22 protein-coding genes are annotated in these 26,001 nt (G+C 60.5%); 7 read left to right on the plus strand and 15 right to left on the minus strand.

Annotation, left to right across the window (positions count from 1 at the left end; translation table 11 throughout):
* Positions 1–53 precede the first annotated feature (53 nt).
* The 3 genes from ACYZUM_RS09375 to ACYZUM_RS09385 all read right to left on the minus strand — a co-directional run bounded on the left by ACYZUM_RS09375 (position 54) and on the right by ACYZUM_RS09385 (position 3,090).
* Positions 54–488 (minus strand): YqaA family protein, encoded by a 435-nt coding sequence (locus ACYZUM_RS09375; protein ID WP_108182621.1) that lies wholly within the window; start codon positions 486–488, stop codon positions 54–56.
* Positions 488–934 (minus strand): DUF411 domain-containing protein, encoded by a 447-nt coding sequence (locus ACYZUM_RS09380; RefSeq protein ID WP_108182622.1) that lies wholly within the window; start codon positions 932–934, stop codon positions 488–490. The genes ACYZUM_RS09375 and ACYZUM_RS09380 overlap by 1 nt, the downstream gene beginning before the upstream one ends.
* Before the next feature lie 164 nt (positions 935–1,098).
* Positions 1,099–3,090 carry a methyl-accepting chemotaxis protein gene (locus ACYZUM_RS09385; protein WP_041067073.1) on the minus strand — a complete coding sequence of 664 codons (1,992 nt, stop codon included), beginning with the start codon at positions 3,088–3,090 and terminating at the stop codon, positions 1,099–1,101.
* Positions 3,091–3,470: 380 nt separating this feature from the next.
* Here ACYZUM_RS09385 and ACYZUM_RS09390 point away from each other — a divergent pair, with 380 nt between their 5' ends.
* Positions 3,471–3,998 (plus strand): hypothetical protein, encoded by a 528-nt coding sequence (locus ACYZUM_RS09390; RefSeq protein WP_041067079.1) that lies wholly within the window; start codon positions 3,471–3,473, stop codon positions 3,996–3,998.
* Between the two features lie 42 nt (positions 3,999–4,040).
* Here the strand turns inward: ACYZUM_RS09390 and ACYZUM_RS09395 are convergent, their stop codons facing one another.
* From ACYZUM_RS09395 to ACYZUM_RS09420, 6 genes are all read right to left on the minus strand, one after another.
* Complete coding sequence (locus ACYZUM_RS09395; RefSeq protein WP_108182623.1) at positions 4,041–4,964, minus strand: GNAT family N-acetyltransferase; 924 nt, start codon at positions 4,962–4,964, stop codon at positions 4,041–4,043.
* Positions 4,964–6,253 (minus strand): phenylacetate--CoA ligase family protein, encoded by a 1,290-nt coding sequence (locus tag ACYZUM_RS09400; protein WP_108184389.1) that lies wholly within the window; start codon positions 6,251–6,253, stop codon positions 4,964–4,966. The genes ACYZUM_RS09395 and ACYZUM_RS09400 overlap by 1 nt, the downstream gene beginning before the upstream one ends.
* Positions 6,254–6,302: 49 nt before the next feature.
* Positions 6,303–8,705 (minus strand): acyl-CoA reductase, encoded by a 2,403-nt coding sequence (locus ACYZUM_RS09405; protein ID WP_108182624.1) that lies wholly within the window; start codon positions 8,703–8,705, stop codon positions 6,303–6,305.
* A 1-nt stretch (position 8,706) separates the two neighbouring features.
* On the minus strand, positions 8,707–9,837 hold the full coding sequence (locus ACYZUM_RS09410) for a LuxE/PaaK family acyltransferase (protein ID WP_108182625.1): 1,131 nt from the start codon (positions 9,835–9,837) through the stop codon (positions 8,707–8,709).
* On the minus strand, positions 9,837–11,102 hold the full coding sequence (locus ACYZUM_RS09415; protein WP_108182626.1) for an MdfA family multidrug efflux MFS transporter: 1,266 nt from the start codon (positions 11,100–11,102) through the stop codon (positions 9,837–9,839). The genes ACYZUM_RS09410 and ACYZUM_RS09415 overlap by 1 nt, the downstream gene beginning before the upstream one ends.
* A gap of 248 nt (positions 11,103–11,350) precedes the next feature.
* Positions 11,351–11,488 carry a hypothetical protein gene (locus ACYZUM_RS09420; RefSeq protein ID WP_177327908.1) on the minus strand — a complete coding sequence of 46 codons (138 nt, stop codon included), beginning with the start codon at positions 11,486–11,488 and terminating at the stop codon, positions 11,351–11,353.
* Positions 11,489–11,645: 157 nt separating this feature from the next.
* Here ACYZUM_RS09420 and ACYZUM_RS09425 point away from each other — a divergent pair, with 157 nt between their 5' ends.
* Positions 11,646–11,834: a hypothetical protein gene (locus ACYZUM_RS09425; protein ID WP_041067099.1), complete on the plus strand. Its 189-nt coding sequence runs from the start codon at positions 11,646–11,648 to the stop codon at positions 11,832–11,834.
* An 18-nt stretch (positions 11,835–11,852) separates the two neighbouring features.
* Here the strand turns inward: ACYZUM_RS09425 and ACYZUM_RS09430 are convergent, their stop codons facing one another.
* Positions 11,853–12,230, minus strand: a complete 378-nt coding sequence (locus tag ACYZUM_RS09430; protein WP_047294218.1) for a fe2+ zn2+ uptake regulation protein — start codon at positions 12,228–12,230, stop codon at positions 11,853–11,855.
* A 288-nt stretch (positions 12,231–12,518) separates the two neighbouring features.
* Here ACYZUM_RS09430 and pvdQ point away from each other — a divergent pair, with 288 nt between their 5' ends.
* Positions 12,519–14,864, plus strand: a complete 2,346-nt coding sequence (pvdQ, locus tag ACYZUM_RS09435) for a bifunctional acylase PvdQ (protein ID WP_108182627.1) — start codon at positions 12,519–12,521, stop codon at positions 14,862–14,864.
* A gap of 89 nt (positions 14,865–14,953) precedes the next feature.
* Here pvdQ and ACYZUM_RS09440 read toward each other — a convergent pair whose 3' ends face one another.
* Positions 14,954–15,955, minus strand: a complete 1,002-nt coding sequence (locus ACYZUM_RS09440; protein WP_108182628.1) for a FecR family protein — start codon at positions 15,953–15,955, stop codon at positions 14,954–14,956.
* Between the two features lie 152 nt (positions 15,956–16,107).
* Here ACYZUM_RS09440 and ACYZUM_RS09445 point away from each other — a divergent pair, with 152 nt between their 5' ends.
* The gene (locus ACYZUM_RS09445; RefSeq protein WP_007961867.1) at positions 16,108–16,377 is read left to right on the plus strand and encodes a PepSY domain-containing protein; all 270 of its coding nucleotides are present in this window, start codon (positions 16,108–16,110) and stop codon (positions 16,375–16,377) included.
* A 54-nt stretch (positions 16,378–16,431) separates the two neighbouring features.
* Here the strand turns inward: ACYZUM_RS09445 and ACYZUM_RS09450 are convergent, their stop codons facing one another.
* Entirely contained in the window at positions 16,432–21,249 is a 4,818-nt protein-coding gene (locus tag ACYZUM_RS09450) for a hypothetical protein (RefSeq protein ID WP_411157870.1), read from the minus strand.
* Positions 21,250–21,482: 233 nt separating this feature from the next.
* Here ACYZUM_RS09450 and ACYZUM_RS09455 point away from each other — a divergent pair, with 233 nt between their 5' ends.
* Positions 21,483–22,523 carry an Ldh family oxidoreductase gene (locus ACYZUM_RS09455; RefSeq protein ID WP_473061315.1) on the plus strand — a complete coding sequence of 347 codons (1,041 nt, stop codon included), beginning with the start codon at positions 21,483–21,485 and terminating at the stop codon, positions 22,521–22,523.
* A gap of 164 nt (positions 22,524–22,687) precedes the next feature.
* Here the strand turns inward: ACYZUM_RS09455 and ACYZUM_RS09460 are convergent, their stop codons facing one another.
* Positions 22,688–23,005 (minus strand): ElaB/YgaM/YqjD family protein, encoded by a 318-nt coding sequence (locus ACYZUM_RS09460; RefSeq protein WP_007961870.1) that lies wholly within the window; start codon positions 23,003–23,005, stop codon positions 22,688–22,690.
* A gap of 153 nt (positions 23,006–23,158) precedes the next feature.
* On the opposite strand from ACYZUM_RS09460, the gene ACYZUM_RS09465 reads away from it, so the two are divergent.
* Positions 23,159–23,413, plus strand: a complete 255-nt coding sequence (locus ACYZUM_RS09465) for a hypothetical protein (RefSeq protein WP_003224595.1) — start codon at positions 23,159–23,161, stop codon at positions 23,411–23,413.
* A gap of 8 nt (positions 23,414–23,421) precedes the next feature.
* On the opposite strand, the gene ACYZUM_RS09470 is transcribed toward ACYZUM_RS09465, so the two are convergent.
* Positions 23,422–24,336, minus strand: a complete 915-nt coding sequence (locus tag ACYZUM_RS09470; RefSeq protein WP_108182631.1) for a LysR family transcriptional regulator — start codon at positions 24,334–24,336, stop codon at positions 23,422–23,424.
* Positions 24,337–24,420: 84 nt separating this feature from the next.
* Between ACYZUM_RS09470 and ACYZUM_RS09475 the strand changes: the two genes are divergently transcribed.
* Entirely contained in the window at positions 24,421–25,344 is a 924-nt protein-coding gene (locus ACYZUM_RS09475; protein ID WP_108182632.1) for a carbon-nitrogen hydrolase family protein, read from the plus strand.
* 141 nt (positions 25,345–25,485) lie between these two features.
* Here ACYZUM_RS09475 and ACYZUM_RS09480 read toward each other — a convergent pair whose 3' ends face one another.
* The gene (locus ACYZUM_RS09480; protein ID WP_108182633.1) at positions 25,486–25,959 is read right to left on the minus strand and encodes an LEA/WHy family protein; all 474 of its coding nucleotides are present in this window, start codon (positions 25,957–25,959) and stop codon (positions 25,486–25,488) included.
* Between the last annotated feature and the right edge of the window lie 42 nt (positions 25,960–26,001).

A 26,001-nucleotide genomic window follows, 5' to 3' on the forward strand; every position in this document is an offset into this window, starting at 1 on the left:
GAACGCCCGGATTAGGGCGACGTTAACGACAGGCAACGCCGCGAGCGGAATGTTCAACCGAGCCAGCCCAGGGTCAGCATCGCCACCACCGCGTAGCGCGCGCCCTTGGCCAGGGTGACGATCAATAGAAAGCGCCCGAGTGGCTCGCGCATGACGCCGGCGATCAGGGTCAGCGGATCACCGATCACCGGCAGCCAACTGAGTAGCAGTGACCAGTGACCGTAACGCTCGTAATGTTTGCGTGCAATGGCCATGTGTTTCGCGCTCACCGGAAACCAGCGGCGATCCTGAAACCGTTCGAGGCCGCGCCCCAGACACCAGTTGACCAGCGAACCGAGGACATTGCCCAGCGTCGCCACGCCCAATAGCCCCCAGAGCCAGTAACGATCGCTGGCGATCAGCCCGACCAGAAGTGCTTCGGATTGCAGCGGCAGCAGCGTCGCAGCGCCGAACGCCGCCGCGAACAGCCCGAGGTAACCGGCAGCCATCAATGCGCCGGATAGTCCGCCACCACCACATCCGTGCCGTCTTTCTTCAGGCCGATCACTTGATAGGCATCGCTCATGCCGTCCATTTCCATGCCCGGCGACCCCATGGGCATGCCCGGTGCGGCGATACCCAACAGATCGTCACGCTTGCTCAGGGCCAGTACTTGTTCAGCCGGCACGTGGCCTTCGACGAACTTGCCATTGATCAGCGCGGTATGGCACGAGCCCAGGCGCGGTGGTACGCCGTGTTGCTGCTTGAAGCTGCTCATGTCGCTTTCGACGTGGTCTTCGACTTTGAAGCCGTTGGCTTCGAGGTGGCTGATCCATTTTTTGCAGCAGCCGCAATTGGCGTCGCGATGGACTTCGATCGGAATCAGGTCGGCCGCCTGGGCCAGGGAGGAGAGAAGCAGGGCGCTGAGGGCGGTCAGTCGCAGGGAGGTTCGCATAATGGATTCTCGGCTCGGATGACGATCAAAAAGGAAAGCATTTTGACCGGATTATCCTGCCCGGCATCAACGGAGTGTTTCAAGTTGATACAAGACAGGCTGGCAGGATGATCATTGATCAAGCCTGACAGCCTGCTGAGTGAAAGATTACAAATCTGTCAGGCTCAACGAACCTTGAACCGCCCCATGATCGCGCTCACCCGGTTATTGGCTTCCAGCAACTGGTGGGTGTTGCGTTCGCTGGCCTGGCCGCTGTGCACCAGTTCTTCGACCATGTGCCGGATCTGCACCATGCTGCGGTTGATCTCTTCGGTGACTGCGCTCTGCTGTTCGGCAGCGGTGGCGATCTGCGTGCTGAGGCTGTTGATGTGACTGACCGAGCCGGCCATTTCATCCAGACCCGAGTTGACCCGCGCGGTGGCGTCGGCGGCGGACTGGCAACTGGCCTGAGTGTTTTCCATGGCGCTGACCGAGGAGCTCACGCCTTGGGTCAGGCGAGTCAGCATTTCGTTGATCTCCGAGGTGCTGGCCTGAGTGCGGGCGGCGAGGGCGCGAACTTCGTCGGCCACCACGGCAAAGCCGCGACCCTGTTCACCGGCCCGGGCGGCTTCGATGGCGGCGTTGAGCGCCAGCAAGTTGGTCTGGCCGGCGATGGCGCCGATCACCCCGAGGATCTCGGTGATGCGCTGGGCGTCCTGCTGCATGTTCTCGACTTTTTTGGTGGCACTGGCCACTTCATCGATCAAGGCCACCACGCTGTTGGTGGCTTCACCGACGACCACCCGCGAACGGTCGGCGTTTTCGTTGGCGCGTTGGGTGAACGCTGCGGTTTCTGCGGCGTTCTGCGCGACGCTTTCGGCCGTCGAGCTCATCTCGGTGATGGCGGTAACGGTCTGATCGGTTTCCGATGCATGGCGCAGCAGAATCTGGCTGGTGTTGGCCGACGTGCGTTGCAGATCGTCGAGGCTTGAGGCCATGGCGCCGGTGGCCTGCGTCACTTCACCGATCATGTTCTGCAAGTAGGCAATAAAGGTGTTGACCGAGTGGCCGATGGCGCCCAGTTCATCTTCGGCGCGGATGGTGATGCGCCGGGTCAGATCGGCATCGCCGCTGGACAACGAATCGATATTGGCCTTGAGCGCCTTCATTCGCGACACCAGTTGGCGGATCGCATACACCTGCAACAGCACCAGCAGAATCACCAGCGGAATCTGCAGCAGGCTCAGGCTGCTGAGCACGTCGTCACGCTGGGCAGTGAGCATTTTCGTTGGCAGGGCGGTGGCGAGGAACCACGGCGTGCCTTCGATCGGGCGCATGAAGAACGTGCTGGCCTCGCCATTGTTGTCGAACTCGACGCGTTGCGCCTGATCACGGTTTTGCAGACCCGCCTTGACCTGACTGGCGAAAGTCGAACCGGCGGCCAGCTCGCTGATGTTCTTCAGCACGATCGGGCCGCTGATGCGCGAGCTGTTGCTGATGATCTTGCCGTCGGCCTCGACGATCAGCATTTCGGCGTTGAGGTCTTTTTCCTTGCGCGCCACCAGATCGTTGAAGAAGCCCAGCGTCACGTCGATGGTCGACACGCCCCAGGCCGCACCGTTTTTCTGGATCGCCATGGCGCAGTTGGTGCGCGGCTCGGCGCTGGCGTCGTCTTTATAGGCGGCCGCCCAGGCGCACTGGCCGCGCGGGGTCTGCATGCCACCCTTGTACCAGCTCTGATCGTAGTAATTCGGCGCCGCGTCGCTGTTCCAGAAGGTGTTCACCGCCAGTTTGCCCGAGGCATCGCGGTGCCAGAACGTGCTGAACTTGTTCCGTCCGGCTTCACGCTGACCCGGCAACGGCCAGATCCCGCCACCAAACACTTTCAGTTCGCCGTACTGATCCACCAGCCCCGGCAACACCGTGTCGATGGCCGCGCTGTCGAGCAGCGGAATGGTCTGAGTGATGCTGCGCTGCTGCGACTGAACCTTATTGAGTTCGCCCTGAATCTGCTCGGCGACTTCGGCGATGCGATTGAGCACCACCTGTTCTTCGGTATGCCGCAGCTTGGGTGCGACCAATTGGCTGATACCGACCACGGTCAACACCGACAGCAGCAGGATGAAAAGAACCAGAAATAACGTGTAGCGAGCCTGAATGGTGCGGAATGCGGGCATGGAGACCGGTCCTTGAGCTGCGATTCTTATTGTGGGGTCGAGGGAGAAACGGCGGGGTTACACCAGCGTATCGTCGGCGAAGGGGGAAGCTTTAGGTACTTTCGTGCAAGAAAGTTTCGGGCTGACAGAAGGGGCGTATCGACCCTGATACAAATGAATTGACCGCCTGTTTAACCGGTACGGAAAAAGCATCGCCAGCCATCGTCAAACTGCCATGAAGCCCAGTGATAGTGAGCTTGCGGTGATTTGTATCGAGAATGTACAGAAATTGTAAGCGACTGCACTAAAAGGGTTGGTGCCACTAGTTGGCCGGTAGATACTTCGCGTCATTCAAAGTGTCACCAAGGACATTTCATGGTTATTTCACAGGGAGTCTTCTCATGACGATCGGCATTGTCGGTGGTTGGGAAAGCAAGGCAGGGGTGCTGGTTCGCAATACGGGCGCGAAAAAGCAGGTGAATCAGAGCGTCAAGGTGCAGCAGATGCTGACCATGGTCGGCAACGATCCGAACGCGCTGAATACCGCGGAAATGGACAAGCAGGGCCTGCGCAAGAACATCAAGGGCTTCGACCCGTCGAACACTTCGGTCAAACAACTGGGCAATCTGAGCGTTTTCCTGCGCAGCCGCGGGCTGATCTCCGAGATCACCTCGTTCACCTTGCTCAATGCTGGCGACAAGTTCGACCGGTTCGGCGTGACCAAAGACGTCGATGCCAAATTCAACGCACTGGAATATTTCGCGACCCAGCTCGACGCGATCCAGAGCAATGGCCTCAATGGCAACGCTTACGGCAAGAACCTGATCCCCGAATTCAAAAAGGCGATCTACGTGCTGCAGAACCTGAAAACCTACGGTGAAGGCAACGCGCCGAAACCGGTGGATCAAGGCGTCAAAGCCAAGGCCTGAATCTTGAAAACGGCCCGCCCATTTTGTGGGCGGGCCGTTTTTTCAGCCTCGGTACATTTGCCCGACCTGTCGGGCTTGGTCGTGCAAGCGTTGCATGTGCGGACAGTGCAATATCAGCGTAGATGGCTGGTAGCCGCGATGAAACAGCGCCAGCCAGCCTTCGCTACGCTCATCGGGGACGATCCCGGTGAAAGCCAAACCTACATCGGCAAGTTGGCCCATTGCGGCGGGAAAACCCTGGGCGAGCCTGAGCCTGAGCGAAACCAGCCATTGCACCGGCAGTCGCTCAAGTTGCCTGAGCAGGTTGTCATCGAGTTCCTTGAGCACGATGTCATAGCGCCCCGAGGCGTGTTCGACATGGACCTTCGGGCCTCTCCAGGGCGCGGCTTTGTCGGTGGTACCAAACGCCCCCTCCAGATGCGACATCAATTCGCCGCAATCCGTTGGCCAGACCAGCGCGGGCAGTGGGCGTCGAAAACCCTCGATGTCGTAGTGGCCGACAACGATCGTCTCTCGGCCCTGTCCATCGAAGGGCGAAGAGGCGTAATCCGGCAACAGACCGCAGCTGTGAAAACCGAGACTGGCGGCCATACGCTGAGTGTACGGATGGTGCGTGACCTGCTTGATGGTGACGCCCCGGCAATCCAGGGCCTGGGCATGAATCAGCAATTGCCGGCCCAACCGTGTGGCGATGTTCTGCCCGCGGGCATCCGGATGTACCACCGTCAGTGCCAGTTCTGCCAGTGAGGATCTGCCAGACCAGCGAAACAGGGTGGCATGCCCGCGAATCTGCCCGTTCACCTCCGCCACCAGCGAGTGCCAGCGTCCGTCACTGTGATTCTGATTGATCATGCACGGCAGATACACATGCGGTTGAGGATAACGAGTGCTGTAAATGGCTTCGAACAGGCCATTGACTGCCGGTGCGTCGGTGATGCGATAACGCCGCAGGATGGTCTTGGCCATCAAGCTTGCTGCTCGCACGGAGTCTGATAGTCGCGCCGGTCCACAACCCGCTGATGCTTGCCGGAACGTGGGTGACACGTCAGTTCATCGCTGGCGCAGGCGATCACATGCAGATCGAGCAATTGCTCGCCGTGCAGCTTCTCGATCAACGGATATTGCTCGATCAGCGTGCTGCGCAGGTTTGCGCTGGCCTGGGCGATATCAGTCATGTGCCTGTCGGGTACCCATCTGAGACTCAGCAGGTCTTTTTTTCCCTGCTGCTCGATGATCAATTGCCAGTCGGCGCTTTTCCCGAGGCTTTGCACCAGGTCGCCAGTGTCACGCATGTCCAGACTCAAAACGCCCACCCGCACTCGCTGGCTGCTCATACTGCGTCCCATCAGCGCGAATTTGCGCATGGGCGTGCCGGGCGGTTCACGCCAGCACGCCAGATCGCCGACGGGATAGCGGATGACGGGCATCAGGCGACGGGTCAGATTGGTCATGACCAGTTTGCCGTTACGGTCGCATTCTTCGATGACTGCGCCGCTCACCTCATCGATGATCTCCAGCACGCTGTGGTGCTCCAGCATCCGGTGTTCGCCCAGGGCGCAATCGCGGGTGCTGACGCCGATCAGTCCGGCATCGACGCTGGCGTAACCGATGGAGGCAATACGCGCGTTCGGAAGCACCCGACGCAGCATTTGCAGTTGTGCGCCGAACAGGCTCTCGCCACCGTAGAGAAGGGTTTCGACGCCCTCCAGAACCTGCGACCGGCGTTCGAGCCAGGCGGCAAATTTCAGCAACTGCGCCGGCACCCCGGCCAGCACGTTGATCCGGTTCGCCACGATCGACTTGGCCAGTACGGCGCTATCGACGGCCCCGGTGAACGGAAACTCGCTGACGGGCGTCTCGACATGTGCCAGGGCATCGTGGACAAAGATGAAGCTGGCATACAGGTCACCGACGAAAAACAGATTGGCGACTCGGTCGCCGGGGTTCAGGTGTGCCGTGAGCTGGCTGCCGAAGTCGCGCGTCAGGGTTTGCCATTCGCCGCGGGTGAACAGCGACAGTTTGCCTGAGCCGGTGGTCCCCCCGGTCTGGAATACCAGCGCATCCGCGGTCGGGCCGGTCAACGGCGACCACTGCTGCAGGGGCTGGCTGCCGTGCCAGTACTGCCCGGGATCGACCAAGGGCAAGTCGTTCAAGCTGCTGACGGGATCTGCAACGTCCTTGAAGTGTTCGCGGTAATAAGGCGAATGTTGGCGGGCAAAATCGAGCAAGGCATTCAAATCTGTGGTGGTGTTCATGGTGGTTTCATATGCAAAGGAGCGGTGGGGCGCCAGCAGGCGCCCGTCTTCAGCGGCGTGAATCAATCACTGAGGGTGTCTTGCCGCTGTGTCTGTTGCGGACGAATTGCGCAACGGCGCATTGCTCGACGTCCACGGTGAGCAGTCCGGTCTGCACCAGTGTGCTCAGCGTCTGATAGCCCTGCAGTTGAAGATGGGCCTGAGCCGGCTCCAGAGGGCTGCGCAGTCGCATGCGTTCCCGGCCGTCTGGGCCGTGGTCGAGGATCAGTTGAAACGGTGCTTGCAGGCGCTGCGCCAGCGTTGCCAGCGAGATGAAGTCAGTGGCGATGCGCAGCAATTTGCCGTGCCGTTGCAGCAGCTCGAAGCGCGGTGAGGTCAGACCGCAGGGACATGGGCCGGATAGCCAGCGTCCGCTGTCACCGATGTCATAGCGCTGCACGGACTGGCCCTGACGCGCCCGGGAGGTCACCAGCAGACGCCCCGACTCACCGTGATCGACCGGCGCGTCCTGATCGAAACGGACGATTTCCAGGTGCTGGATGTCGCTCATCAGGTGGAACACACCGTCTGCCGTGGCCTGGCAGGCATGGCCGAGCGGACCGGCATCGACACTGCCGTAAATCGCCGACCGGATCAGCCTGACTCCGCAGTTTTGCAACAACTCGCGGGTGGGCGCGCTTACGTGCTCGCCACCGAGAAAGACCTTGTCGATGGCGCCATAGCGCTGCAGCGTCTGCTGTTCATTGAGAAACAACCGGTGCACGGTGCTGGGCATGCCGATCAGCACCGTAATCCGTTGTTGCACGATCAGTTGCGCGATCTCTCGGTAATCGTCATCCGCTGGAGCGCCCATCGGCCAGTGTCGGGCCTCCAGTTGTTCCAGCGCCTTGGCAAAACTTGAAAACCCGCCGTACAGCCCGCCGCTGAAGAACAGGTTCATGACGTTGTCTTGCGCCGGATCGAGGCCGGCCGCGAACAGGCCGTCGGCGGTGGCACGCATCTGAAGCTGGAAATCGTGGTAACTGAAAGCGGAAAGTGTGGGCGTACCGCTGCTGCCGCCGGACCGAAAGTACAGTTGTGCCTTGGCATTCGGTGGCTGACTTGCAAATGTCGCCTTGTCCATGATCGAAACCCCCGATAGCGCTGGCTCAGGAGGCTGACGGTCAAGCGTGGCACACCCCGCCAGCGCGTCCGGCGGCAGGCTGACCGACACGCGACGGCTCAGGCGCTGCAGGGCGTAAACACCGTCATGGGGTTCGCCGTCGTAGCCGTCGTGGATGGCTTCAATCGGGGCGATGCGGGTCACACCGGCGGCGATCAGCGTCTGCGCCAGTTCAGCGATTTGTGCCTCAGGACACAGCAAGGCACAGCTCTGCAGTACGTTGCGCCACGGCAACAACGTAGCGCCGAGCAGTTCGCGGGGCAGGGGTTTGAGCAGCAGGCTGCGAAATAGCGCAGAAGGTTCGAGCTGACGGTCATGGCTCCAGATCACCCGCCAGTGCGGCGTACTCCAGACCCGGCCGGTCTGCCCGGCAAAACTCTGCGCCAGCCGCGCCATCGCCGTACTGGTGGTGATTTGTGAGGCTTCTTCGAGCGTCGGGGTGAGCGCCGGCCAGTGCCCGGTGCGACGCTCGAACGCGGCAGCCAGTTGCGCCCCGATATCGTTCAATACGCTCGCATCGTCGCTGTCCACCAGCAACCATTGCGGGCTGGAGCAGGCTTGCTGATCGAGGCGGCAGACTTCATCGGCAATGGCATCGAGGACGGCGGGCGATACCGCATCCGGGGTCAGGTAGGCGAAGCTGATGCGGTGACCCCAGTCGATCCAGCGACAGCCCGGTGGGATCTGCTGGCGGATGGCTTGCAGCGCGGTTTCGCCGCCCCAGGCGGAGACCCCGTTGGCGTGTCTGCACAGCTGACCGATTTGTCCGGTCGTTGTCGGCAACACCGCGACGTAACCAGCGAGTTGCCCGCTCGGGTCACATTCCAGCAATTTCTGGAGCAGGCGCGCAGTGAGTCCGCCGTCGCTGCTGCTGGGCCGCAGCCAGTTGACGTTGCCGCTCAACAGACCTTCCAGGACTGCACAGAACGCCAACAGCGGCGCGTTGGCCGGCGTGATGTGAACCACCAGTCCCAGAGGGCTCCAGCGCTCGAAACGCGACTGCCGATAGTCGACGCGGCGCAGGGAATCGGGTCGCAGGCCCAGCTCATGATCAAGCTTGGCCTGCAGCGTCGCAGGCTGGCAAAAGTCGATCAGGGCCTGGCGCTGGCTGGTGTCGAGTGACAGCTCCAGAGGTTGATGCTGCAGGCGTTCGGCGAACGCCCGCGCAGCGGTCAGTAAAGTGGAGGTCTCAAGGGGAGTCTGCAGCCGATTTGGCAGTTGCGGGTAAAGTTGTTGCAGCGCACTGTCGAGATCGCAGTCGCAGCGCAGTTTTCCGTTGATCAAGTACATATCAGTGTTTCCCCAGGAATTCGGAAGCGGCCATGGCGCAGCTCCTCGCGGCCGTCGTGCCGGCGCGGCCATGCAACTGGAACCAGTCGCTCGCCAGACCACAACCGCAACTTGCAGCGGGATACAGCGTGGCGAGGTCGCTCATGACCACCGCGTGGGCGGGACTTGACGAGATGTAAGGCGAGACCAGACTGAGCAGACCGCACTGCCCATAGGGCAGGACCGAAAAGTCCACGGGGCTGCGTACGTACACTTTCGAATAGACCGGCACATGAAAATGGTGGTGGGCACACTCGATGTAAGGCACCGCGTGCTCGACGGCGCCGTAGCCATCGCGACAGTCTTTGGCATCCATGCCCAATTGCTGCTGGATCCGTGCGTACAACTGTTGCTTGGGGACCTCTTCAGCGGCACGGGTTTTCCAGCCGCCGCCAAAGAACGCCAGCGACCCGGCCGGCATTTGCAGATCCGTCGTGCCGGTGGCGCGCATGCGTTGCAGGGTTTCCCATAGAAAAGCCGGGAAACCGAAGATGCGCACCGGCAAACCTTCTTCAGCAAACGCTTGCAGGGCCGTGATCACGCCGAACAGATCGAACCGATGACCGTCACCGTCGGCCCGTAGCGCATACACCACCCGATTGACGGGGGCGAAGCCACACAGAAACTGATCGGTGAACGATGTGCCCAAGGTAATTCGCGCCTGGGGTTCGTAGCTCAGCAACAGGTAATTGCAGGGCGTATGCGGTGTAATCCAGCCGTACTGCGCAAAGATCCGCTCGACCATGTACTGCGCCGCACCCAGGCTGCGCGCGTCATAACGCATGCGGCTCTTCTGCCCGCTGGTGCCGGAGGACGTCAGTTCCAGTGCGTCCGCGCCAGTGGGGCTGAGCAGCAAATGCTGTTTGAAGAAATTGGCAAAAATCGGTGGCAGGTGCGACCAGTCCTCCAGGGTCTCGAGGTCTTTGGCTGCAATGCCATTGGCGTTCAACCAGTGCTCATAACCTGGGGTCTGTTCGATGTGAAAACGGGTGATTTCGAGCATGGCCCGATCAAACAGACCGGGCGCCAACGAGTCCGCACAGTAGGCGGCCGTGGATGCACAGAGTGCGTCACTGTGAGGGAAAAGGTGCATTAGCGGGCCTCCTCAGGTGTAGCCGGTGCAAGGTTGAGTGGCTTCGACAGGTGCACAAAACGCTGGATCAGCGGCAGGCACAGCAAACCAGCGAGTGCCGCGCACAGGGCGAAACCCTCGAGACTGTCGGCACCGCCAACAGCGGCTATCAGCGAACCGCCCGTGCCCATTACGACAATCGAGAGCATGCCGATGGTCGCGGAAACCAGGCCCTTGCTGTCATCGCTGGCGAAAAGTGCCAACCGGTACAGCGCCGCATTGCTCATGCCCAGGCCAATGGCATACAACGACAGACTGGCAATCAACAGCGGTAGCGCAGCGCTGGACAGGGCTGTGCCGATCAATGCGGTCAGGCCCAGGCACAGTGGCCATAGCGCAATGCGAATGACCCGGGGCAACGAGTGGCTGGCGAGCAAACGATCAAGGATCAGATTGCCGACAATCACGGCGCCGAAGATCGGGATTTGCCACAGCCCGTATTCGCGCGAGGACAGGTCAAGCAACTGCATCAGCAGCAGCGGCGACAGCCCGATCCAGGCAATCAGGGGCAGGCTCATCAAGCCTAGTGCGAGGCTGGCGTACAGGAAGTGGCGGTTGCCGAGCAACGTCAGATAGCGCTGCCCAATTTGCCGTGCATTGAACGCCACGGGTGCCTGTTGTTGGCCGTCGTTGCGCATGACGCCGATGGTCTCGGGCATGCAGACATACAGCCCCAGCCAGGCAACAGCCGCCGCCAGGCCCAGGCCGAGAAACAGCGTCCGCCAGCTCAGCCATTCGAGCAGCAGGCTGCCAAGCAATGGCCCGAGCAGCGGCGACAGCAATGCCACATTGCCCAACAGTGCCATCAGGCGCACGGCATCCGCTTCACGGAAAACTTCCTGCAGGGCCGGATAACTGACGGCCACGACGAAGCCCAGGCCCATCCCTTGTATCAGCCGCAGCAGGTTGAACGCCTCAATGCTGCTGGCGCCAAAGGTCGCGGCACAGGCCACGCCGAACAACAGGCACCCGCTCAACAGCAGCCGCCGCCGGCCAAAACGGTCGGAGAGTGGCCCCATCAGCCATTGCAGGCAGACGCCACCGATCAGGTACAGATTGAATGCGTAGGGAACATGCTGCGCGTCTGCTTCGAATTCCAGGGTAACGGCCAGCATTGCCGGCATGATCAGGTCGCTGGCCATGTAGGTCAGCAGTTCAAACAGGGAGACGGCCAGACAGAAGCCGAGGGCCTGTCCGGGGCTGATATCGATAAGTGTTCGTTGCATGCGCGGGTGTGCTCGTGGTTGGGCATCAGGAGCGCAGAGGGTAGGGTGGTGGGGAGGGGGATTTACACCCGGCAGGTGTGTCCAGAAATATCAAAAATGCGCAAATCGTTGCAGCTCGAAGAGTCCTACAAAAGCTTGATCAGCGTCTTACACGCGCAGGTCACATTAGAGACAGAAAACGCCTGCTATTCAGCAGGCGCGGTCGTTCCGGGAACACAGTTTTTAACGTTTATGCGGGGAGTCATCGCCTATCGATGTTGGTAATAACCGGGACCTTCCTGGTACCGATGGTGGTCGTCATGCCAGCCGCCGTGGGGGAAAATGATGCAGCCGCTCAAGGTCAGTACGGCAAGGACGGGAATCAGCCAGGTGATTCGACGGAACATTTCAAAAATCCTCATGGTTACGCCGTCATGAAGCCAAAACTCTTCATCGGCTGTAACATGAGACCGCGTTTATCAAAGCCCATCCCCGCAACACGGTATGTGCATGGCATGCAACCGGATACAAACCGGATACATTTGAAAGGTTCAGGAACCCGCAATGACCCAGAAGCAACGTTTGAAATATTCGATACTGATCGCGCTGTCGGTGCTGGCGATCATGCTCGGCCTGTCGTGGCTGCAAAATGCCGGGATGATCAGCGAGAAGACGTTCCAGTACATCGCCATCGGTGTGGCGGTGGTCGTGGTGGTGATCAACGGGGTGATGCGCCGCAAGGTCAAACCCTGACGGCGATCGCGGGACGCTTCAATCGTGATTGAGCACGGCAGCAGCCTGTGGATGCAGGCTGTAACTCTTGTCCGGGTTGAAGGTGACCACACCTTCGGCACACAGACGCTTCAACACTTCGCGCACGCTGAGAAAGGACAACGGAATATCCAGGTCCAGCAATTGGCTGTGCACACCGCGCACGCCCAGGCGTCGATCGTTTTGCGCGGCGACCAACAGCGCGTCGATGACCTTCAGGCGAATCAGGCTGGTACGCAGACCGAAGCTTTTGAGCAGCAGGCGAATGCGCTCATTGCCCTGGCGTTCCGGGCTGGGTGCGAAACTGCTCGCGCGGGGACTCATGGAAGCTCCTTGTGACGCCTGGCTACCGTCCGTTGGTAGTTGCGAGTTGTACATGGGTTACTCCTTTGCAGAGCCTGTTCAGGAAACGTTTTGGCTGCTCTCAGTAAACAAGACGTTTCAGCACGACAAATCATGAAAGGAAATATGTAGAAATTTTGTCGGTTATTCGTTGTTTTCCCGTCATCGGCGGTTTGTCCCTTGGGCAAACGGGCTAAATATTTTTTTGCTGCATTCGTTTTCTGAACAGCCACCTTGCGCCCAGGCGCAGGCGTCAACTTCAGACCGAGTTCGGACCTTGCGCAAAGCACGCGTCGAACCGCGTCCTATCGATCAGGAGCGAGTGTGATTATTTCCAGGCAGTTAACCGGGCTGGCCCTCGCCAGCGCGTTTCTCGGGCTCAGTCTGTCGGCCCATGCATTCAGTCCCGCCACGCCAGCCAGTGCCGATATCCGCCGCACCGCGTTTGGCGTACCGCACATCCGCGCCGAGACCGAGCGCGGGCTGGGTTTCGGCATCGGTTACGCCTACGCGCAGGACAACCTGTGCTTGCTGGCCAACGAAATTGTCACGGTCAACGGTCAGCGCTCGCGCTATTTCGGGCCGGAGCAGTTCACTGTCGAACAACGCGAGAATCGCGTCAGCGACCTGTTCTTCACTTGGCTCAACACCCCCGAAGCGGTGAAAGCCTTCTGGGACGCGCAACCGGCGCAGGTGCACGATCTGGTGGAAGGTTATGCCGCCGGCTACAACCGCTATTTGGCCGAACGCCGCGAGCAAGGTCTGCCGCAACAGTGCCAGGGCGAGTGGGTGCGCGATATCGCTGCCGAAGATCTGGTGAAGCTCACTCGGCGCTTGTTGGTCGAGGGCGGTGTCGGGCAGTTCGCCGAAGCCCTGGCGGGCGCGACCCCGCCGCAGGCCACGGCGCAGTTCGATAGCAAGGCGCAGGCCTATCAGTTGGCGGACGCGCGCTTGCAGCGCTTCGCACTGGATCGCGGCAGCAACGCCGTGGCGGTCGGCAGTGAACGCTCATTCAACGGACGCGGCATGTTGCTGGCCAACCCGCATTTCCCGTGGGTCGGCGGCATGCGCTTTTACCAGATGCACCTGACCATCCCCGGCAAACTCGACGTCATGGGCGCCGCCTTGCCGGGACTGCCGATGATCAACATCGGTTTCAACCAGCATCTGGCCTGGACCCACACGGTCGATTCATCCAAACACTTCACTTTGTATCGCCTGCAACTCGACCCGAAAGACCCGACCCGCTACCTGCTCGACGGCCAATCGTTGCCGCTGAACAAGCAGACCGTCACCGTGAAGGTCAAACAGGCGGATGGCCAAGTGGTGCCGGTTTCGCGCGATGTCTACAGCTCGCAGTTCGGCCCGATCGTACAGTGGCCGGGCAAACTCGACTGGGATCATCAGTACGCTTACAGCCTGCGCGACGCCAATCTGGACAATGATCGCGTGCTGACGCAGTGGTACGCGATGAACCAGGCATCAAGCCTCAAAGCCCTGCAGGATTCGGTGCACAAGATCCAGGGCATCCCGTGGGTCAACACGCTGGCCGTGGATGACAAGGGGCAAACGCTGTACATGAACCTGTCGGTGGTGCCGAACGTCAGTGCCGACAAACTGGCCAAGTGCAGCGACCCGCGCATCGGCTTGCAGATGATTGTGCTCGACGGTTCCAACAGCGCTTGCGCCTGGGATATCGATCCGCAAGCGGCGCAGAAGGGCATCTATGCCGCCAGCCAGCTGCCGCAACTGTTGCGCAAGGACTTCGTTCAGCACTCCAACGATTCCGCGTGGCTGGCCAACCCGGCACAACCGCTGACCGGGTTCTCGCCACTGATCAGTCAGGACGGCCAACCACTGGGGCTGCGATCACGATTTGCGTTGGAGCGTCTGAGTGCACTGGGCAAAAAGGGGCCGCTGGCGGTCAAGGATCTGCAGCAGATGGTGATGGACGACAACGTCTATCTGGCAACCCAGGTGCTGCCCGATCTGTTGAAGTTCTGCGCTGCGGATCTGGGGGCGGACGCGGCCGCGTTGAAGCCGGTTTGCGTCAGCCTCAAGGGCTGGGATGGCCGGGCGAATCTGGATTCGGGCATTGGTCTGGTGCACTTCCAGAACATCATGCAGGCGTTGCAAGCGTCGCCGGATGTCTGGCGGGTGCCGTTCGATCCAAAAGACCCGCAACATACGCCACGCGGGTTGGCGATCGAGCAACCGACCGTGAGCAAGGCCCTGCGTGAAGCGCTGCTGGCGTCGGCCGCCACCGCGCAGAAAATGGGGCTCAAACCTGAAACCCGCTGGGGCGATATTCAAGTGGTGAGCAGCGGCGCTCGACAAACTGCGATCCACGGCGGGCCCGGGACGCTGGGAATCTACAACGCGATCCAGAGCGTTCCGCGTGAAGACGGCAAACTCGAAGTGATCAGCGGTACCAGTTATCTGCAAGTGGTGAGCTTTGACGACAACGGTCCGCATGCTCAGGGGCTGCTGGCGTTCTCGCTGTCGAGTGACCCCGAGTCGAAATATTCCCGGGACCAGACCGAGGCGTTTTCGAAAAAGCAGTGGAGCGTGTTGCCGTTCACTGAGCAGCAGATTGCTGCCGATCCGCAGTATCAACTGCAGACTGTTCGCGAAGTGGCGGGCAAGAGCGCTGAGGTGGTTGCGCGGTAAGTCAGCCTGAACGAAAAAGCCGCTGCCCCCTGAATGGGGACAGCGGCTTTTTATTGCTCTGGGTTCACCCTGGCAGGTGGTGTCGGGTTTCAGGTTTTCGGCGGCTGCCGCGGCATCGAATTGATTACCGGATCACCCTCGGTATTACGGGTCAGGTAGACCGGCAACACTTTGGGCAGGGTGTTGACGAGGCCGCCGAGTTCTTTGACGTTGTAGACACCGCCGACACGGATGGCACCGGTATTGGCGTCAGCCAGTTTCAACGGTTTGCTCAGATAGCGATTGATCAGCGGCAAGGCCTCATTCAGTGCCAGGTTGTCGAGCACCAGTTTGCCACTGCGCCAGGCCAGAGCGTTGTCGTTGGCGTAGGTCTGACTGATCTGTGGCATGTAATCGCCATGCCGGTACTGCGCCTGCATGGCGGGCCCAAGGCGCAGACCGTCGCCGGGCAGTGCGGCGTTGCTGGTTACCAGCACCGAGCCTTCGATCAGATTGACCCGCACCTGATCTTCGTAGAGCCAGACATTGAAGCGGGTGCCAGTCACGCGGATCTTGCCTTCGCCGGCCCTGACCACGAACGGGTGGGAGAGGTCATAACTGACTTCGAAAAACGCCTCGCCTTTTTTCAGGGTGACTCGGCGTTCGTCCTTGTAATTGCTGAACGTCAGCTCGGTGTTGAGGTTGAGTTCGACTTGACTGCCATCGTTCAAGGTAACTTGACGGACATTGTCGGTGGCTTCGAAGTGCTGATAGCTGTTGGGCAACCAGCCCAGATTCCAGCCACCGTACGCCGCCAGTGGCAAGGCCAGTGCGCAGACGCTCGCCGCAATTGCATAGCGACGCCAGGCGGGAACCGCTTTATTCAGCGGTACATTTGGCAGCGCCTGCGGACGGGGCAAGTGCTCGGCAACGTCCCAGATTTCCAGCATGGCGTCATATTCGAACGCATGCAGCGGATGCGCATCGCGCCATTGCTCGAAAGCCAGACGCTCTTCGGCGGAGCAGTCTACGGCGTGCAGACGCATGCACCAGTGCGCGGCGGCATCGGTGATTGCATCGTATTCGGCTTCCGAGAGGGATTCTTGGGTCATTGACTCGTCCTGATTTGCTGCATTCTAACCTTGCGGGTCGGGTGCCGAGAACATCCGTCATGGCAATTGCCCATCAAAGTGGAACTTATTTTTCCGTGTGGCGCCCAAAAACAGGACGTTAGACGAACATCATCCACAAATGGAGTGAAAAAATGATCAAAAAAACCTTGGCCGCTGCAATCGCCACCGCCGCCTTGTTCAGTGCCGGTGCTGCCATGGCTGACCGTCCCGGTGCGGGCTGGGTCACCATCGAAAAGGCTATCGAGATCGTGAAAACCAAGGCCGGTTACGTCGAAGTCTATGAAATCGAGGCCGACAATGACGGCTACTGGAAAGGTGAGGGACGCAAGGCCGATGGTTCGGTGTATGAATTCCGTATCGATGGTGCCTCGGGCAATGTATTGCGCGACCAGAAAGACTGACCTTGCCTCGCGATAAACAATGCGCAGGCCAACCGCCTGCGCATTTTTTTTGCTTCAGTTGAGCCCTTCTTGAGCTTGGGGCACCGGATCGAGCTGGCGGCCCATTTCACAGATCAAAAAGGCGATCGAATCGGCATTGCGCAATATCGTGTCGATTCGTGGAGTCGGGTTGGAAGGGTTGAGAAAAGCCGTCCGCGCGTCATCCAGATTCGCGCTACGCGTGGTCTTGAGAATTTCCTTGCGTACATGATTCATGCCTTCAATCATGTCGATATCCAGCCACTCCTGAAGTTCATGGCTCCAGCGCGAGAACAGCTCTTCACGGGGGGTAGACAGTGACAGAGCTTCGCGTTGAAAACGTGTCTGCAACTGTTTGCGGGAAGCTCCGTAACCGGTCACCGTAGCAATCAGATCAGCAAACGGGCGCCGCGCTTCCAGCGAAGCAATGTCTACGGTCTTGCTGAACTGATGGGAAAACTCGTGGATGAGCGTCGCGGCCCGTGCATGCCCTTCGACATTGAAGGGCTCGGTCAGCCCGGTGTTGTACCACTCCAGTTCTTGATTGAAGAATTTTTCGGTGAAATGGACCTTCTTGAGTAAATCGCCATCCAGTACAAAGGCGATTACACCCGAGTCGGGCTGTCTGTTCGAGCCGACCACAAAGCGACGAGTATTCAACAGGTCTTCTGTTGGATCGACCAATGCATTACAGATCGGCACGATGGACAGCTTCAACTTGTGGAGCATGTCGGCATCAATCCGTTGCACGTCAAAAAACGACTTGAGAAAAGTATCGAGGCGCGTGCCCGGCACATCGTTTCTTAGCTGAACAAGATTGTGCAGGCTGTTGAACGCGTAATGCCGGGCCAGATCAATTGCCTCGATCAACATGAGTGCTTTTTCCGGATGGCGGGCGCGGATTTCTTCCATGCCTTGCGCTTCGATATTCAGCATGTACCGGGCCTGGCGATGGGTGGTGTAATGGTTGACCATCTTCGACAAGGCCTTGCCGTAATGCACGGTATGGCGATCCGGATCCAGCACCAGCTGCCGCGAAGCGGTGTGCTGCAACACCGAACCTGGCTGGCCGGCGCCCTTGATTTGCCAGACGACTCCCGGCCGCTCCACGGGATAGACTTTGCCGGCAATGGGGGCGTAGGTCGCTCTGGTGTTCAGGTCCTGATACGTGCCCTCGGCAGCATTATGGGTCAGATCCTTGAGGGCGATCTTCGAGGTTTCGAATGCCTGCAACGCGGTGCGCTGCGGATCGGTCGGCTTGGTCTGCGCAAGGACAGGGGCGCTCGGCGCGGTTGGCTGCGGCGGCACCGCCTCTTGAGATTCCAGACGTGACTCCAGAGCCAGCCGCCCGAGAGTGATCATTTCCGCTGCGCCGGCGGTAAAGGTTTCCAGTGCACGTTTCCAGTGGTGATCCTGCAACGCTTCGGCCGAGCCCTTGAAATCCTTGTAGCTTTGCCAGAGAAACTGCGCACAGGCGAGTTTGCCCGGCAGCACGCCCCGGACCAACTGGATGCCTGAACTGAACAGGTGCTTCGCGGCGTCCCAGTCCGTTTGCGCCGACGGCATTGAATGGCCGCTCAGCAAACGTGGCAACAAGGCCAGGTTGTCGTCGAACAACTGCAGCAACCAGTTACCCTTGACCGGAGTGGTGGCCAGGGTCATCTCGCTCGCCTGGCCGCTGCTTGCGTTGAACAACGCGCTGAAGATCGAACGTTGAGTTTCCGGCAAGCGGCGCAGCAACAAGTCCTGCAGTGAGCCCGGCGTATTCAGCGCGGCGATGACTGACGCCTCATCCTCGAATTCACTGAATGCGTATTCACCATGGTAGGGCGCATACAACACTTGGGGACCGGGTTTTCCTGCAGGTCCGATCAAGTACAGGCCCAACGCCTTGACCGCTGCAGCCCCGGCGGTCTTGATCAGCGCCAGCGGCCGGGCAATGGCATCGGCGCCTTGCACGGTCGCGCGGGCCACGGCGTCGGGCATGTCGAGCACCTGAGCAATCAAGCCGAAGGCCTTCGGCGACAAGCGTTGTTGCAGTTGTAACTGATGGGCATGCTGCAGCAACTGCCACGGCAGCTGGCGGAGGAAACGCTGCTTGCGTTGTTCAGCAGCGACGTTACTGGCGGACAACGCCGAGGTGATTTTATCGGCAAACGTCGTTGCAACGTTCAGGGACAGCAGCAGGCTCCTGACGGCTTGCGGGTCAAGCCCTGTCGGCAGCGCCCGGTCGGTACCCGAGCTGAGGGTGAATGCCGTGCTCTGTGCGAGATGCGCATGGTTCAAGGCGAAATCGGTCAGGCTCATCGCAGGCCCGATCAGCGTCTGTGCCGGGGTGATGGTGATCTGTTCGGGGTCGAGATCCTGCCTCTGCAAGCGGGTCCTCAACAGCGTTTGAAGGGTCTGCCTGATGTAGTCACGCACGGTTGGCAGCGCGTGGAGATAATCCTGATCGTCAATGACGTTGTGGCGCCACTGTTCCAGCAGCTCCAGATGCAACTGCTGCGCTTCAAGCGTGGCCATGCCCAGCCAGGCAGGCAACGAATGCTGTTTGCCGATCGCCCGCGCCAGAGCGGTGGCGCGCTGCAGGTTGGTCTCTACGACGTGCTCACGCAGCGTCCTGAGGATTTGAGTTTCCCGCGGCTTTGGCCATTGACGGCCCCGTACCTGTTCACAGCGCTGGAGAAAATGTTCGATCGCCGACTCGGTCCGATCCTGCAAGACACTGCGGCTGATCAGCTGCCACTGTCCCAGCGTGAAGTGTTGATGGAGCCCTTGGTGCCGGGGGGAAAGGTTTTCGAACAGCGTCAGGCGTTTTTGCGGATCCGCCAGTCGCTGGTCCAAAACCTGTCTGGCATGCTCGATTGAGCGGAAGACTTCCAGGCCCAGGGCTGGTGTCCACACCATCGCGCGTCCTGAGTGCTGCGTATCGCGGCCACCGCGTTCCGTGAGCAGGACGCAGTTGGCCAGCGGCAGCATTTCGCTTTGCCCGGCGACCTGCAATGTCAATGACCAGGCATCCGGCTGAAACCCGTTGAGTGCCCTGCGGCGGCTGCGATCCGGTTGATCCGGATTGAATACGGTGTCGACCAGCGCTTGCTCATGGCGACTCAGCGTCCCGTTCAGGACTCTCAACCGTGCTTCACCTGTGATGCCGACAGACAGGGCGTGCGCCAGCTTCGCGGCGATTCCTTGCAGGTAGGTGCGCTGCAGCGCCGTGACGGTCAGCGGTTGGGCGGCGAAGTCGGCGGCGAGGGTAGGCATGATGCTGCCGAACTTGCGCACTTCGCCCGCGGCGGTGTCCGCCAGCACCCTTGAAGGTAATTGGTTGCCAGTGAGCATCGGCCGGGTGCTCCAGCGCCCGTGGGCATCCAGGGTCTCAAGCCGCTCGTGGAGCATCGAACGGATGTCCAGGGCCTTGTCGAACAGTGCGCGAATATCCAAGGCGCCGTCGCTGTGCCGATACCACTGCAGGGCATAGTCGATGTTCTGTCGCTGCTTGGTGATGATCAACTCGAGCAGCACGCTGAAAACATCTCCGGCAATCGATTGGCCGGAAACCTGCGGCTTGTCGAAACCGAGGAAGCGTTGCCGCTCATCGAGATTCAACAGGCCGTAGAGTTCGTCTTCGTGCCCGGGGCTGGCAAATTTGCTGAGCAGCATGGCTTTGAGATCTTCGTAATCCCTGAGCACCTGCAAGCCGTGGGTCGGGGTATACAGGCAACTGTCGGAATGGCTGATCATCAGCGCGCCGGCCAGCTCCACGAAGTTTGCCTGATGCTCCCACAAGCGCACGGTTTCCAGCGTCGCGCGGCGTGCCGGACCGTCGCTGAAACCCAACGAGGTCAGCAGGCTGTCGAAGGTGTGCTGCTCGATAATGCCAGCCTCGCGTTTGAGCAAAAAGTCAGCCAGCGCCTGCTGTCGAATGCTTTGTGTAAATACGCTGCGCCGCGGGCCCCCGGCAGCGCTGGGCCCATTCCAATAGCGCTCCATTTGCTGATACAGCAATACCAGCAGTTTGCCCGAAGCCGTGGTGATGGCTGTTTCCCAGTGTTGCTGATCACTGGCCTGGACTGTCCGGTCCGGGTGCGAAAACTCATGGGTCTGGCCAATCGGCCATCCGGTGTGGCGATAGTGCAACAGCAGCGCATCGCCAAGTGACAGCGCTTCAAACCCGCTCCGTGATGGGCGGTCGGTCGATGCCGGACCGCTTGCTGCGGCGGCTGTGTAATGGTTCGCGCGTGTGCGGGTCTGGTCGACGCCACGCATGGTCGGCGTCAGGAGCGCGTCGAGTATGCTTTGGAGCAGGCTGTCTAGTTCGGGCAATTGCATCAATTCATCGAGCATTGCCTGAGCGTTGAGTCGCAGGCAGTGTTCGATGGCAGCGCGTTGATCTTCGAAGATATCGCCTTCGACAAGCTGGTAGGTCACGCTGACAGCGCGTCGCTCAACCAGCCGTTTGCGTTGTGACAGGGCGAGCAAGGCCAGCAGCCGATCATCTTCGGTGACACGCTTCAGGCGCTCTTCCAGGTGTGCGGTCAGGCTGGCGAGGCTGGCATGTTTTTTCAGCCCGTCGAAGGGGGTGTACAACATGACGCCGCGATCCTCGGGGGTGGCACTGAGTATGAAGCTGCCGGCCAGAGGCACTGCAGGCGTATCGTCGGTGTTGAGCAGGATTCGATGGGCAAGCATGGGCGGGGTTTGCTGACTGCGCAGTGCATGGGTGGCCAGTTGCACGTGGTTCAGCCACTGGAAGTCAGCGATGGACAAGTGATGGACATTGCCGAGTTCACGCCACAATCCGGGGGAATCGAGAAAGGACAGGAACAGCAGGGGAGGCAGGTGAGCAGGCATCATCGGGTCTCGTTCAGGGCACCGTCTGGTGCACCGGTAAATTGAGACTCGAGACTAATGACCGGCCAGATGACGCGGGTGGTACATAGTTACCGCACCAGCGGCAGCGCCGTGTGCTTGCTGCGACACGCCTTCACCGCAACGGTTGACAGCACCCGTGTCTGACGTGGTTAATCGGTGGGCTGGATATTCGTACGCTGTTGTTCCCTCCAATAATTAGTCTGGAGCTTCAGATGTCTGCGCCACACGAACCCCTGTCTTCCCTCGCTGCGTCCACACTTTCGCTCGAAGCGTTGACGCAATTGCTTGAAAAGGTTTTTCTGCGCCATGGTACGTCGGCGTCCGTCGCCCGCACCCTGGCTACCAACTGCGCCGGTGCCGAGCGTGACGGGGCGCACAGTCATGGCGTGTTCCGTATTCCCGGTTATGTCTCGACCCTCAACAGTGGCTGGGTCAATGGTCAGGCGGTGCCGGTGGTCGAGGACGTGGCCTCCGGTTTTGTACGAGTCGATGCCGGCAATGGTTTTGCCCAGCCGGCGCTGGCCGCTGCCCGGTCGCTGCTGGTGGAAAAGGCGCGCAACGCCGGGATCGCCGTATTGGCGATTCGCAATTCCCATCACTTTGCGGCGCTCTGGCCGGACGTCGAACCGTTCGCCGAGGAAGGCCTGGTGGCGCTCAGCGTGGTCAACAGCATGACCTGCGTGGTGCCCCATGGCGCCGACAGACCGCTGTTCGGCACCAACCCGATTGCCTTTGCCGCGCCCCGGGCCGGCGGAGCACCGATCGTGTTTGATCTGGCGACCAGTGCCATTGCTCACGGCGACGTGCAGATTGCCGCACGCAAGGGCGAACGGCTGCCCGCCGGAATGGGTGTGGACGGTTTGGGTCAGGCGACGCAGGATCCGAAGGCCATTCTTGAGGGCGGCGCACTGTTGCCGTTTGGCGGCCACAAAGGTTCGGCGCTGTCGATGATGGTCGAGCTGCTGGCCGCGGCGTTGACAGGCGGGAACTTTTCTTTCGAATTCGACTGGTCGAACCATCCCGGGGCCAAAACGCCGTGGACCGGGCAGTTGCTGATCGTCATCGATCCAAGCAAAGCTGCCGGGCAACCGTTTGCCGAGCGCAGCGAAGAGCTGGTGCGGCAGATGCACGGTGTGGGGTTGAAACGTTTGCCGGGCGATCGTCGGCATTTGCAGCGCGCGCGATCAATGGCCGAAGGGATCGTGCTGGATGAGCAGACGCTGGCGCAGTTGCGAGCGCTGGCGGGGGAATAATGGTCAGATAAGCAATGTGGCGAGGGAGCTCGCTCCCGTTGGGTTGCGAAGCGGCCCCTTTGTCTGCTTGAGAATAGGGGACTGCCGCGCAGTCCAGCGGGAGCAAGCTCCCTCGCCACAGATTTATTGTCAGGCCTTGAACAATGCGCTCTGGCGAACGTCGCTTAGCGACGACCGAGCAACAAGCCCACCACCAGGCCAAAACCGGCGGAAATCGCCACGGTCTGCCACGGATGGCCGCCAATGTAGCTCTCGGTGGCCTCGACCGCCGGTTTGGTGCGCTCACGCACGCTGGAGACCGAGTCCAGCGCCTGTTGCAATTTCAGAGCGATTTGTCCGCGCAGGGTCTCGGCTTCTTCGCCTACCAGTGAGGCGCTGCTCTTGAGCAGTTTGTCGGACTCTTCGATCAAAGCCTGAAGTTCGCTGAACGCCTGATCCTTGATTTGGTCTTCGACGGCTTGCACGCGGGATTTGCGGGCCATTGGGTGACTCCTTGCAGATGGATGAACAGTGATCAATGGAGTGTGGCGCTGACGGAAAAGTTGCACTGATTTTAGGTGCGAAAGAAAAACCTGCGCGGGAGATTTCCGCCGAGCGTGTAAGATGTCGCCATTTTACGCAGCAGGTATTTCCCCATGAGTTTCAATCTGGCCGACAAATCCCTCGCCGAGCGCGCTGCGCTGGAAGACGAGAAATCCCGTCTGTTCGAACTCTGGCAGAACAATCTGGGCAAAGCCAAAGGCGAAGCCGCGCGGTTGTTCGGCGAACGCTCCAAGCGCAAGGGCAAATGGGCCGAGTGGGTGCGCGCCGAGCTGGATGGCATGTCCCCGCCGGAATTCGCCAACATGGTGCGCAGTGAAGTCAATCGCCTGATGGCAGCCAACAAGTAACATGCGCCTCAGTCCGCGTTGAAACACCCGACAATCGCCTCACGCACCTTGATCACCACCGGGTCGATCTGCGTGCTGGTGCGCCAGCCCAGTTCGATCGGGTAACGCGGCAGCGCCAGCGGGCAGGGCAGCAGCATCAGTCCGCTGAGCTGGGCAATGGCCCGGGCGGCATGGGTCGGGATGGTTGCCACGGCGTCGCTGCCCTTGAGCAGATGCGGCAGCGCGGCAAAGTGGGTGGTCGAGGCGCAGACCCGCCGGCTCAGCCCCAGCGCCGCCAGCCCCTCATCGGTGATGCCGATAAAACCGCCCGAGGACACCAGAATGTGCTCGCGAGCGACGAACTCCGGCAAATCGATGCCCTGTTGACCGGGCGCCAGACTGCCCGGATCGACCAGGCAGGCATAATCCCCTTCACCCAATACCAGACGACTGAGCAAGCGCTCGGCAAACCCGCCGGCGGTGATCGCCAGGTCGATGCTGCGCTCCATCAGGGCGCGAGCGACGATCTGGCTGTGGGTCTGGCGGAAGATCAGCCGCAGCTTGGGTGCACAGCGGGCGATTTCTTCGATCAGGCGCCGGCCATAGGCTATTTCGAAATCATCCGACAGGCCCACCGTCACCGAACGGCCGTCATAGTGATGGGCCGCCGGGTCGACCATCGCCAGGCTTTGCCGGCATTTGTTCAGCGCCTCGCTGACGACCGGCTTCAGTTGATTGGCCTTGAGCGTCGGTGCCAGACCGCGTCCGGTGCGCACGAACAATTGATCACCATACACGTCGCGCAACCGGCGCAATGCCGCGCTGACCGCCGATTGGGTCACGCCCAGACGCAGCGCCGCACGGCTGGCGCTGGACTCCTCATGCAGCGCTTCGAAGACTTTCAGCAGGTTGAGGTCGATGGTTGCGATATTCATTTGGCTCATATCATTCAGCAGTGAATCGGTCTTTATTCATGATCCCGCGCCGCCGCAGAATCGGCAACACTTGAACCTGATGGAGTGACTGCAATGCCCAAATCAATCGTCGCCGCCCTGCAGATTGGCGCCTTGCCCGGTGGCAAGGGTGAAACCCTGGAACAGATCCTCAGCTGGGAAGATGCGATCAGCGAGTCCGGCGCGGCGTTGGTGGTCATGCCGGAAGCGTTGCTCGGTGGCTATCCGAAAGGCGAGGGCTTTGGCACTCAGTTGGGCTATCGCCTGCCCGAGGGGCGCGAGGCCTTTGCACGCTATTTCGCGAACGCCATTGACGTGCCGGGGGCAGAAACTGAAGCACTGGCCGGTTTGTCGGCACGCACCGGGGCCAATCTGGTGATCGGCGTGATCGAGCGTGCCGGCAGCACGTTGTATTGCACGGCGCTGTATTTCGACCCGCAGGCAGGGCTGGTGGCCAAGCATCGCAAACTGATGCCGACTGGCACCGAGCGACTGATCTGGGGCAAGGGCGACGGCTCGACGCTGCCGGTACTCGACACGCAGGTCGGCAAACTCGGTGCGGTGGTGTGCTGGGAAAACATGATGCCGCTGCTGCGCACGGCGATGTACGCCAAAGGCATTGAGGTCTGGTGCGCGCCGACCGTGGACGAGCGCGAGATGTGGCAGGTCAGCATGCGCCACATCGCCCATGAGGGCCGTTGCTTTGTGGTCAGTGCCTGTCAAGTGCAGGCTTCGCCAAATGCGCTGGGCGTGGAGATTGCCAACTGGCCGGCGGATCGGCCGTTGATTGCCGGCGGCAGTGTGATTGTCGGGCCGATGGGCGATGTGCTGGCAGGTCCGCTACGTGGCGAGACGGGGTTGCTGACGGCTGAGATCGATACTGATGAGCTGGTTCGGGCGCGCTATGACTACGACGTGGTTGGCCACTATGCGCGGCCGGATGTGTTTGAGCTGTCGGTTGATGAACGCGCCAAACCCGGCGTGCGGTTCACCGCATAACGTCGGGCTGATTGAAAAAACTGTGGGAGCTGGCTTGCCAGCGATGGCGGACTGTCAGCAACGACGATGTTGGCTGACGCGACCCTATCGCTGGCAAGCCAGCTCTCACAGGTATTTATGAGCGGTTTCAAAATTGTGCATTTACCACGTCGCAGCAGTGGCCTTTGGCAAACTCAGCTTGCCACTGTCGACAAAACGCAGGGTGCCGAACACCCCGCCCGCGAGTTTGCCGCGCAGTACGTAGGGCAGGTTGTCGAGGGTTTGTGTCTGGCTCAGGCCGAGGGTCTGGCGCAGTACCGAGAACGCGGAAACGCTGACCGGCACGCTGACCGCGGTTTCCGAGAAGCGCGGGATCGAGCCGGTCTGATCACTGACGCCCGAGGCCAGGGGACGGCCATTGACCTCCAGATCCAGGGCGATACCGTTGTAATCGATGGCCGTTTCATTGGGGTTCTGCACCCGTAACTTGATCGCGAAGCGCACTTCCAGATCCTGGCTCGGCAACGGTTCGAGGCCGACCACGTTGATGTTCACCGGGTCTCGGTTGGGAAACAGCGCGCACGCGCTCAGGGACAACAGCAGCAGGGACAGGATGACGGCGTGGACGCGGCGCATAAACAGTCTCTCAACGAAAAGGGCTGAACCGTTGCCGGTTCA

The organism is Pseudomonas sp. m6p, assembly GCF_055760375.1.

Coding starts and splice junctions, on each gene's coding strand:
- ACYZUM_RS09375 (WP_108182621.1), bottom strand. CDS start 488: ATGGCTGCCGGTTACCTCGGGCTGTTCGCGGCGGCGTTCGGCGCTGCG.
- ACYZUM_RS09425 (WP_041067099.1), top strand. CDS start 11,646: ATGACCCAGAAGCAACGTTTGAAATATTCGATACTGATCGCGCTGTCG.
- ACYZUM_RS09400 (WP_108184389.1), bottom strand. CDS start 6,253: ATGAACACCACCACAGATTTGAATGCCTTGCTCGATTTTGCCCGCCAA.
- ACYZUM_RS09410 (WP_108182625.1), bottom strand. CDS start 9,837: ATGCACCTTTTCCCTCACAGTGACGCACTCTGTGCATCCACGGCCGCC.
- ACYZUM_RS09445 (WP_007961867.1), top strand. CDS start 16,108: ATGATCAAAAAAACCTTGGCCGCTGCAATCGCCACCGCCGCCTTGTTC.
- ACYZUM_RS09465 (WP_003224595.1), top strand. CDS start 23,159: ATGAGTTTCAATCTGGCCGACAAATCCCTCGCCGAGCGCGCTGCGCTG.
- ACYZUM_RS09390 (WP_041067079.1), top strand. CDS start 3,471: ATGACGATCGGCATTGTCGGTGGTTGGGAAAGCAAGGCAGGGGTGCTG.
- ACYZUM_RS09450 (WP_411157870.1), bottom strand. CDS start 21,249: ATGCCTGCTCACCTGCCTCCCCTGCTGTTCCTGTCCTTTCTCGATTCC.
- ACYZUM_RS09455 (WP_473061315.1), top strand. CDS start 21,483: ATGTCTGCGCCACACGAACCCCTGTCTTCCCTCGCTGCGTCCACACTT.
- ACYZUM_RS09420 (WP_177327908.1), bottom strand. CDS start 11,488: ATGTTCCGTCGAATCACCTGGCTGATTCCCGTCCTTGCCGTACTGACC.
- ACYZUM_RS09475 (WP_108182632.1), top strand. CDS start 24,421: ATGCCCAAATCAATCGTCGCCGCCCTGCAGATTGGCGCCTTGCCCGGT.
- ACYZUM_RS09415 (WP_108182626.1), bottom strand. CDS start 11,102: ATGCAACGAACACTTATCGATATCAGCCCCGGACAGGCCCTCGGCTTC.
- ACYZUM_RS09385 (WP_041067073.1), bottom strand. CDS start 3,090: ATGCCCGCATTCCGCACCATTCAGGCTCGCTACACGTTATTTCTGGTT.
- ACYZUM_RS09395 (WP_108182623.1), bottom strand. CDS start 4,964: ATGGCCAAGACCATCCTGCGGCGTTATCGCATCACCGACGCACCGGCA.
- ACYZUM_RS09480 (WP_108182633.1), bottom strand. CDS start 25,959: ATGCGCCGCGTCCACGCCGTCATCCTGTCCCTGCTGCTGTTGTCCCTG.
- ACYZUM_RS09405 (WP_108182624.1), bottom strand. CDS start 8,705: ATGTACTTGATCAACGGAAAACTGCGCTGCGACTGCGATCTCGACAGT.
- ACYZUM_RS09380 (WP_108182622.1), bottom strand. CDS start 934: ATGCGAACCTCCCTGCGACTGACCGCCCTCAGCGCCCTGCTTCTCTCC.
- ACYZUM_RS09430 (WP_047294218.1), bottom strand. CDS start 12,230: ATGTACAACTCGCAACTACCAACGGACGGTAGCCAGGCGTCACAAGGA.
- ACYZUM_RS09460 (WP_007961870.1), bottom strand. CDS start 23,005: ATGGCCCGCAAATCCCGCGTGCAAGCCGTCGAAGACCAAATCAAGGAT.
- ACYZUM_RS09440 (WP_108182628.1), bottom strand. CDS start 15,955: ATGACCCAAGAATCCCTCTCGGAAGCCGAATACGATGCAATCACCGAT.
- ACYZUM_RS09470 (WP_108182631.1), bottom strand. CDS start 24,336: ATGAGCCAAATGAATATCGCAACCATCGACCTCAACCTGCTGAAAGTC.